The sequence below is a fragment of the Tunicatimonas sp. genome, assembly GCF_049647865.1.
Classification (GTDB): Bacteria; Bacteroidota; Bacteroidia; order Cytophagales; family Cyclobacteriaceae; genus Tunicatimonas.
The window spans coordinates 1-8356 of sequence record NZ_JBARYM010000504.1 but is presented as its reverse complement, the minus strand read 5'-3'; the positions used below and the strand labels follow the sequence as shown (position 1 = coordinate 8356).

Below are 8356 nucleotides of genomic sequence, written 5' to 3'. Positions count from 1 at the left end.
CCCCAGATGGGTTGCTTAGCAATATTCGTGAGCATGTGACTCATCAAAACATATAATAGATGTCGCCTTTTCAGGGCAAGGCTATCATTTTCTCGGCACCTTCTGGTTCGGGGAAAACTACGTTGGTTCGTTACCTCCTTACGACTAATTCTAATCTCTCATTCTCAATTTCTGCCACTACTCGAACTCAACGGGATAGCGAAATTCATGAACGAGATTACTACTTTTTTTCACCCGATGAGTTTCGCCAAGAACTGCAGAAAGACGCGTTTATCGAATATCAAGAGGTATATCCTGACTGCTACTACGGAACCCTCAAATCGGAGATAGACAGAATATGGAGCGATCAGAAGAACGTTATCTTTGACGTTGATGTAAAAGGCGGGGTTAATCTGAAAAACTACTTCGGCGACCAAGCATTAGCGATATTTGTTCGTCCTCCCTCGTTAAATACGTTGCAAGAAAGGCTATCTGCTCGCAATACCGATTCGGTTCAAAGTATACAACACCGCCTGGATAAGGCAGAATACGAACTTAAGTTTGAAAAGCTATTTGATCTTACTGTTTTGAACGATGACTTAGAAGAGGCGAAGCGAGAGGTGCAGCAATTATACCGAACGTTCACTCAATAGTTTCCCACTTTGTGTATCAATAAATAACTACTCATCTTGCACTCTTTATCTCGTTAATACCATCGTATGATTTTGTCCATGACCGGCTACGGAAAATCAAAAGTTTCCAATGATGTAGCTGATATTACTGCCGAAGTAAAAACACTAAACTCAAAATATCTGGATGTTAGTATTAAACTGCCTCGAGCATTAAGTGGGTATGAACTAGACGTGCGCACCATAATATCAGACAAATTGAAGCGGGGTAAAGTAAATTTGGTGGTAGAAATGATAGAGAAGAAAACCGGGGTAAGCGGGCACCAGATTAACGAAGATCTACTAAAATCGTACTTTCGAACGTATCAAAAAATTGCTAATGAGCTAGGTGAGCCTGCCGGTGATCTCTTTCGCTTAGCGGCTCAATTACCCGATGTTGTCCAAAACACTAGTTCTGATGAAGTAGATACTGAACTGTGGACATTGGTGCAGTCTTGTATTCAGCAAACATTGAAGCGATGCATCTCTTTTCGACAACAGGAAGGAGATGCGCTAGAAATAGATATTAAAGAAAGGGCGCACCAAATTGCGGCTACACTAGAACTCATAAAAAGCGAAGTGCCTCGTCGTAACAATCACTTTCGAGAGCGCATTCAATCCCAGTTTCAGGAAATCTCTCAGGAAAATGTAGACAAAAATCGCCTGGAACAAGAGATGATTTATTACTTGGAAAAGCTGGATATTAACGAAGAAATTGTTCGCCTTTCTAATCATCTCACTTTCTTTTCGGAAGTATTGGCCGAACCCCAGGCATCCGGAAAAAAGTTAGGCTTCGTCAGTCAAGAAATTGGCCGAGAGATCAACACCATTGGGGCTAAAGCCAATGATGCAATAATTCAACATCACGTAGTGGCTATGAAGGAAGAACTAGAAAAGATTAAAGAACAAGCATTAAATGTACTCTAGTCGCAAACAGTTAAGCTAAACCCCGGATCAAGTCCGGAGCATGTGGCTAAAATACTAATTTATTGATTTTACTATTAGTCCGTAATTTTCACCTTTCACTGTCTTTTTTTCTAAAATTCCCGGTACGCACTATCAAGGTACTGGTTGGCTTCCTCCTCGGCAAATTTGGCTGATTTCGCATTCCAATGCAGGGTCTGATCGGGGAAACGTCCGGCAATAACTCCTAGCAAAATAGTTTCGGTTAATCGAGAGGCGTAAGAGAACGGTGCGCTGGTTTCGGCCTTACCCAAGCAAGCATCTACAAATTGGTGATAATGCTTTTTTCCTTCACTTTCGTAATCACGCACTGGTTCGCCTACATTGTACTGAGCGACGTCAATCTCTTGATACTTTCCATCCACAATTAGCCGAGGAAGCATCTGAAAATGAGGCAGATACAACCTTCCCTCTTCTCCAATGAACATTGCTCCCTGATTGTGCAGGGCTTCGCCACCGGGTAGCATCAAGTCTTCTCGTTGCTGGTCAGCACCGGCACCATCGTACCAAACCCACTTCAAAGTATCGGCCGTATACTCGGTACCCGGAAACTCATAGGTTACCATGTTTTTTTCGGGGTAGCCAAACCCGTTGGGTTTTCTGCAATTAGTAGTAACGGTCATGGGTACATCCAGTGCTAAAGCATTATAGGGCGTATCGAAAATGTGCACTCCCATATCGCCGAGTGTGCCGCAACCGTAATCCACTAGCTTACGCCAGTTTCCCGGATGGTACACTTCTTTTTTGTAGGGCCTTTTCGCCGAGGTTCCTAACCAGAGATTCCAGTTCAAGTCTTCAGGTACCGGATCTTTTCCTTTCGGCATTGGCCCATCGTAGCCCCAATTTTTGGGAGACCAAGCCCGCACCGTATGTACTTTTCCCACAATACCCGACTGAATCATCAGGGTTGCCAGTTTATAATCGTAAAACGAATGGACCTGAATTCCCATCTGGGTCACTAGATTCTTCTCTGTGGCCAGTTTGTTCATGGCTCGAGCTTCGCTCACGTGGTGGGTTAAAGGCTTCTGACAGTAGACGGGCTTATCCATTTGCATTGCCATCATAGAAGCAGGGGCATGCGTATGATCGGGGGTTGACACAATAACGGCATCTATCTTTTCACCCATTTCTTTGAGAAGCACTCGGTAATCAGCGTAGGTTTTAGCCGTTGGGTGTAGTTTTTGAGCAGCAGCTAAATTATTAGCATCTACATCACATAGCGCAACAACATCGACTGATTTATGAGAAGATATTGCTTTCAAATCTTCGCCCCCCATATTACCTACTCCGATATGAGCCGTACGTAGGCGCTTTTCTTGAGAAAGAGACCAAGCTCCCGAAGGCAATAGAGCTACAGATGATAGCGTAGCTGCGTTTTTAAGAAATTCTCTTTTATTCATTTCGTTAGGCGTTCGTCAAAGTTTTCTGATCTTAATATTTCGGAACCAGATAGGGCTAGCATGGTCTTGCAAGCCAATATATCCAGTTTCAAATTTTCCGTAGGTCGGGCTGTTTTTCCATTTGTCCGAATTCTTCTTCTCTTCCCAAGCTTCATCCCACGGAACAAACGATAGCAGTTTTTTACCATTGAGCCAATGTTCTACCTTTTCAGGCGTGAATATGATGGTTGAAGAATTCCATTCGCCGGTGGGGTTCAGTATCTTATCGATAGTGTCGGCCGGATGCATGGCGTAGTCTGATCCGGTTCGCTGCAAAGGTTTCAGCTCTTCAGGTTTTTCGGTATAGCCCAAGCTCAAATTGTATTCGGTAAGATTGTGTATCTTGGCGTAATTTTCGTCATCAATAAGTTGGTACTCAGGAGCTACTTGTGGCGGACTGTCGTAGCCTTCTTTCAAATGATAGAAAATACCACTATTGCCGCCCTCAGGTAGTTTCCACTCCAGATAAAGTTCAAAGTTATCAAACTCTTCGGCCCCGTAAATAATATCTTTTCCACCTTCGTAATCTTGCTCTAACCCTAGCTTGGTATCAAAAGTCAGTTCTTCATTTTTAATAATCCAGCCGGGGGGTAATGAGTCGCCGTTGTAAGCTCGCCAGCCATCGGTGCTGCTACCATCAAACAAATAAATCCATTCATCGGTAGTAGCGACTTCATCGGTGCTTTCTGATTTTTCAGCCGTATTCTCGGTACTACATGCTGACAGAGCAAAGACAAGTATTGCTATAAGAGAAGTTGGTTGCTTCATATTACGGTTGAAAGGTTGGGCATTCTAGCAAATAATTTTAGAATTACATGTGCGCAATTTTGTTGCGACTAGCAATATCTGTAAATCTTAGCGCACATGTAAAGCTTTTGTCAATATTTTAACGTAGGGCTTAAATAGCTATAAACCAAAAGCTAACCAATTGGCGCCTTTGGATAAGAATAGTTGCATAAGTGATGAGTTATTAGTGATAGCTAGAAAAATCATATCAGTACAATGAGAACTTTTAATTGCTCGTTTCGGTAATAATGGTACTGATGATCTGTTGATCTTTAATAATGCGTTATCAATACATTTTTCTGTCTTTGTGTTTGTTGTTAGGAGCTTGCAAAAGTTCTGAACAGCCTATCGAACGTCCGACTGACTTATTAGATAAATCAATAATGACCTCTATCCTTATTGATTTGCATTTGGCTGAAGCTAAAATGAGTTATACCGGTTCAAGAAACGCCGACTCCATAGAAATTATTTACCGCAATTATGAGTACGCTATCTTCGAAGATCACAAAGTGACTGATTCGGTCTACTTTCGTAGCTACGAATATTATCTGGATCAGATGGAAGTGATGGAGCAAATTTATTCGGCGGTAGTAGATAGCCTCAGTGTCATGAACAGTGCTGAGAAAGCAAAAGACCTAGGTATTGCCAATCGGTAGGTAATTTCATCTACTTTCGCTGGTCAGAAGTAAGTTCCAACTTGGAAAGCCAACTTTTCTCTGCTCATACTGCTTTGTAAGATCTTAGTGAATCAGAAAACGAACAGAATAGGAAAAGAAATCGAGCGGCTATCCTATTAATAGTTAAATTTTCGATCTAATTTTGCGCGGAATTACGCAAAACATTAGAGCGGTGATAACAAGCTAGACAGTTTCGTAAAGAAACCCTAATTTCCTTACCTATTGCATAGGCTAATGAAATAACGATTTGAATTGGGTAAGTCTTACACGAAATTTGTATAACTTAAAAAGAATAAAAATACCACTCAAACCACATTAGTAATTAACTTATGGGATTGTTCGACTTCTTTTCCAGCGATATAGCCATTGATTTGGGAACGGCTAATACGCTGATAATAAATAAGGAAAAAATTGTTGTAGACGAGCCATCCATCATCGCGATTGACCGCACCACTAACAAGGTGTTAGCCATTGGTCGGCAAGCGATGCAGATGCACGAGAAGACACACGAAAATATAAAAACCATTCGCCCACTTAAAGATGGGGTGATTGCCGATTTCCACGCGGCTGAACATATGATTAGGGGTATGATCAAGATGATTGATACCGGTAATCGCTATCTTCCTTCATCTCACCGCATGATTATCTGTATTCCTTCGGGGATTACTGAGGTGGAAAAACGGGCGGTGCGGGACTCGGCCGAACACGCGGGAGCCAAGGAAGTATACATGGTGCATGAACCTATTGCCGCAGCCATCGGAATCGGAATTGATATTGATCAGCCAGTAGGTTCTATGGTAGTTGATATTGGAGGCGGAACGACTGAGATTGCGGTAATCGCACTTTCAGGTATTGTGTGCGACCAGTCAATCCGAGTAGCCGGTGATACTTTTAACAAAGATATTTTAGACTATATGCGCCGACAGCATAATTTGTTGATTGGCGAACGCTCGGCCGAAAAGGTAAAACTGGAAGTAGGTTCGGCATTAACTGAGCTAGATGAAGAGCCAGATGATTACGAAATTCGCGGGCGCGATCTGATGACAGGTATTCCGAAGGTTATCAAAGTATCCTACTCGGAGATTGCCTACGCATTAGATAAATCTATTTCTAAAATAGAAGAAGCAGTATTAAAAGCCCTAGAGATTTCGCCACCTGAACTTTCAGCAGACATTTACGATAACGGAATTCACCTGACCGGCGGAGGAGCGTTGCTTCGTGGGTTGGATAAGCGATTAGCTCTGAAGACCAAATTACCGGTACACGTAGCCGACGATCCGCTAAGAGCCGTGGTACGAGGAACTGGAGTAGCATTGAAAAAGTTTGACTTATTTAAGTCGGTGTTGATGACATAAGATGTATAACCTTCTCTCGTTTGTACTAAAATATCGAACCACATTATTATTCGTAGTTCTAGAGGGACTAAGCGGGTTTTTTATTGTCAACAATAACGCCTACCATCAGGCGGTAGTCGTCAATTCATCTAATAAGATGGTGGCTTCGGCGATGGATTTTTCTAATACTGCCTCAGAATACCTTAACCTTCAGGAAGCAAATAATCAACTCGCCCAGGAAAACGCTCAACTCCGAGCAGTTCTCTCCGGTCAGTCCAGTGAATCGCTTCAGGATATATTTAGTCCAATATTAGAAGATTCATTAGCACTACAAGCTCTATCACAAGATTCCTTATTTATACTTCCTAATCCACGCAGTCGTACCGATAGCTTACGCTTTCAACAGTACGCATTCATCCCGTCCAAAGTCGTAGATAATACCGTTAAGAATTTTAAAAATCACGTAACTATCAACAAAGGGCGGGCCGATGGTATTGAACCTAACATGGGAGTAATTAGCCCAAATGGGGTAGTAGGCAAGGTGAAAGATGTATCGGAGCATTACGCATTGATTACTTCTATTTTGCATACCAATATGAATGTATCGGCTTTAGTCAAACGTTCTAACACTCTGGGCTCAATAGAATGGGATGGAACTGACCCTACACAAGCTAGTTTACGATATATTCCCATTCATATTAATATTATTACCGGAGATACGGTGGTCACTTCAGGCTACAGTGGTATCTATCCGCCCGAGGTTCTAATCGGAACTGTGAGGGAAGTACGCCCCGAGGAAGATGCTGCTTTTTATAGTATAGATGTAGACTTGTCGAATGATTTTTACCAATTATCATACGTATATGTGGTGAAAAATAAGCTAAAGCAAGAGAAAGATTCGTTGTTGCATCAAACAATTGTGGGGGAATGAACAGTCGGCATCTATTACCACAAGCTCTTAACTTTATCGTTTTCTTCATCATACAGGTGCTGATAGTAAGAAAACTTGTTTTGTTTGACATAGCCTTCAGTTACGTCTATTTAGCGTTTCTTCTTTTACTACCTATCGAGCTGAGCGCTATAACAGCTATGTTGTTAGGCTTTGCTACTGGCTTGCTGGTAGATATTTTCTATAATACCTTTGGAATTCATGCTGCGGCTTGTGTGTTCATCATGTATATCCGCAAGTTTTGGATTGACTTTCTGACCCCTCGGGGCGGGTACGACATGGGTAGTATTCCATCACCTCGGTCGCAAGGATTGCAGTGGTTTATGACTTACGCATTTCCTTTATTGCTAGTCCACCATATTCTGATCTTTTTCATTGAGGTTGGTGGATTTCAGTTATTTAGCCATACTATTTTGAAAGCGACGGCTAGTGCCGCATTTTCGCTTATTCTGATATTAGTTATTCAATACATCATATACTCTTCTTCGCGTAGAAACGTACTATGATTCACAATAATCGCAAATTTGTCATTCGGCTTACTTTCATTCTTATTGCTGGTATCTATCTGGCGAAATTATTCGCTATTCAGGTACTTAGCGAAGATTACCAGGCAAAAGCCGATAGTAATATTATTGACCGAGAGGTTCGCTATCCCTTTCGCGGCCTAATTTACGACCGCAATGGTAAACTGATAGTTTACAACGCTCCGGTATATAATTTGGAAGTAGTTCCGAAGGATGTCCAACTAAAAGATACTTTAGCTTTTTGCGAAATATTCGAAATTACGCAGGAAGAATTTGATGAGAAATTAAAGAAGGCTAAGCAATACTCATACGTGAAACCTTCGGTGTTTATCAAACAGATTTCCAATAATGCCTTTGCTTCGGTACAAGACTATTTGGTAGACTTTCCTGGCTTCCGAATTCAAGCGCGTACTAATCGATCGTACACCTATCGGAATTTGGCGAATGCTTTAGGGTACATTGGCGAGATCAGTTCCAATCAGTTACAGCGAGATGAGGAAAATTTTTATCGTCAAGGTGATTATATTGGTATTTTAGGGATTGAGTCAAAGTACGAAGAGCAGCTTCGGGGCAAGCGGGGTGTAAAATACAAAATGGTAAATGTGCGAGGAGTAGAAAAAGGTTCTTACAAAGATGGAACCCTCGATACCCTATCAGTAGCCGGTGAAAACTTAGTGAGTACCGTAGACATTAATTTGCAGGAGTACGCTGAAACTTTGATGACCGGTAAGCGAGGTAGCATTGTGGCAATTGAACCGAAAACCGGCGAAGTTCTTTCTTTTGTATCTGCACCATATTATGACCCCAACTTACTCACTGGGCGTGACTACGGGAAAAACTACACCGAATTAGCCTCTGATACTACTAAGCCTTTATTTAATCGTCCATTGATGGGAGCTTTCCCACCGGGTTCAATCTTCAAGATCGTTCAGGCATTAATCGGCCTTGAAGAGGGCGTCATTGGTCCGCATACCCGTTTCCGCTGCGACCGGGGTATTATTGCCTGCCATGGCCCTCATACGAACCAAGACTTGCGG

Annotated in this window: 9 protein-coding genes; 7 read left to right on the top strand and 2 right to left on the bottom strand. The window is 42.1% G+C overall.

The features are described from left to right. Nucleotides 1-59 precede the first annotated feature (59 nt). Nucleotides 60-632, top strand: a complete 573-nt coding sequence (gene gmk / locus WBA23_RS14905; protein ID WP_424583075.1) for a guanylate kinase — start codon at nt 60-62, stop codon at nt 630-632. A 66-nt stretch (nt 633-698) separates the two neighbouring features. Beyond that, nucleotides 699-1574, top strand: a complete 876-nt coding sequence (locus WBA23_RS14900) for a YicC/YloC family endoribonuclease (protein ID WP_424583074.1) — start codon at nt 699-701, stop codon at nt 1572-1574. Between the two features lie 110 nt (nt 1575-1684). Here the strand turns inward: WBA23_RS14900 and WBA23_RS14895 are convergent, their stop codons facing one another. Together WBA23_RS14895 and WBA23_RS14890 are read right to left on the bottom strand one after the other, a co-directional pair. Next, nucleotides 1685-3010 carry a Gfo/Idh/MocA family protein gene (locus WBA23_RS14895; RefSeq protein WP_424583073.1) on the bottom strand — a complete coding sequence of 442 codons (1326 nt, stop codon included), beginning with the start codon at nt 3008-3010 and terminating at the stop codon, nt 1685-1687. Nucleotides 3011-3025: 15 nt separating this feature from the next. Beyond that, complete coding sequence (locus WBA23_RS14890) at nt 3026-3817, bottom strand: 3-keto-disaccharide hydrolase (RefSeq protein ID WP_424583072.1); 792 nt, start codon at nt 3815-3817, stop codon at nt 3026-3028. Between the two features lie 296 nt (nt 3818-4113). Between WBA23_RS14890 and WBA23_RS14885 the strand changes: the two genes are divergently transcribed. The 5 genes from WBA23_RS14885 to WBA23_RS14865 form a co-directional block, all read left to right on the top strand. Continuing rightward, complete coding sequence (locus tag WBA23_RS14885; protein WP_424583071.1) at nt 4114-4491, top strand: DUF4296 domain-containing protein; 378 nt, start codon at nt 4114-4116, stop codon at nt 4489-4491. A gap of 350 nt (nt 4492-4841) precedes the next feature. Further along, complete coding sequence (locus WBA23_RS14880) at nt 4842-5867, top strand: rod shape-determining protein (protein WP_424583070.1); 1026 nt, start codon at nt 4842-4844, stop codon at nt 5865-5867. A 1-nt stretch (nt 5868) separates the two neighbouring features. Next, nucleotides 5869-6777 carry a rod shape-determining protein MreC gene (mreC, locus tag WBA23_RS14875; protein WP_424583069.1) on the top strand — a complete coding sequence of 303 codons (909 nt, stop codon included), beginning with the start codon at nt 5869-5871 and terminating at the stop codon, nt 6775-6777. Nucleotides 6778-6935: 158 nt separating this feature from the next. After that, nucleotides 6936-7301 carry a Rod shape-determining protein MreD gene (locus WBA23_RS14870; RefSeq protein WP_424583068.1) on the top strand — a complete coding sequence of 122 codons (366 nt, stop codon included), beginning with the start codon at nt 6936-6938 and terminating at the stop codon, nt 7299-7301. Next, on the top strand, nt 7298-8356 hold a 1059-nt coding region (locus WBA23_RS14865; RefSeq protein ID WP_424583067.1), incomplete at its 3' end, for a penicillin-binding transpeptidase domain-containing protein. The genes WBA23_RS14870 and WBA23_RS14865, both read left to right, overlap by 4 nt.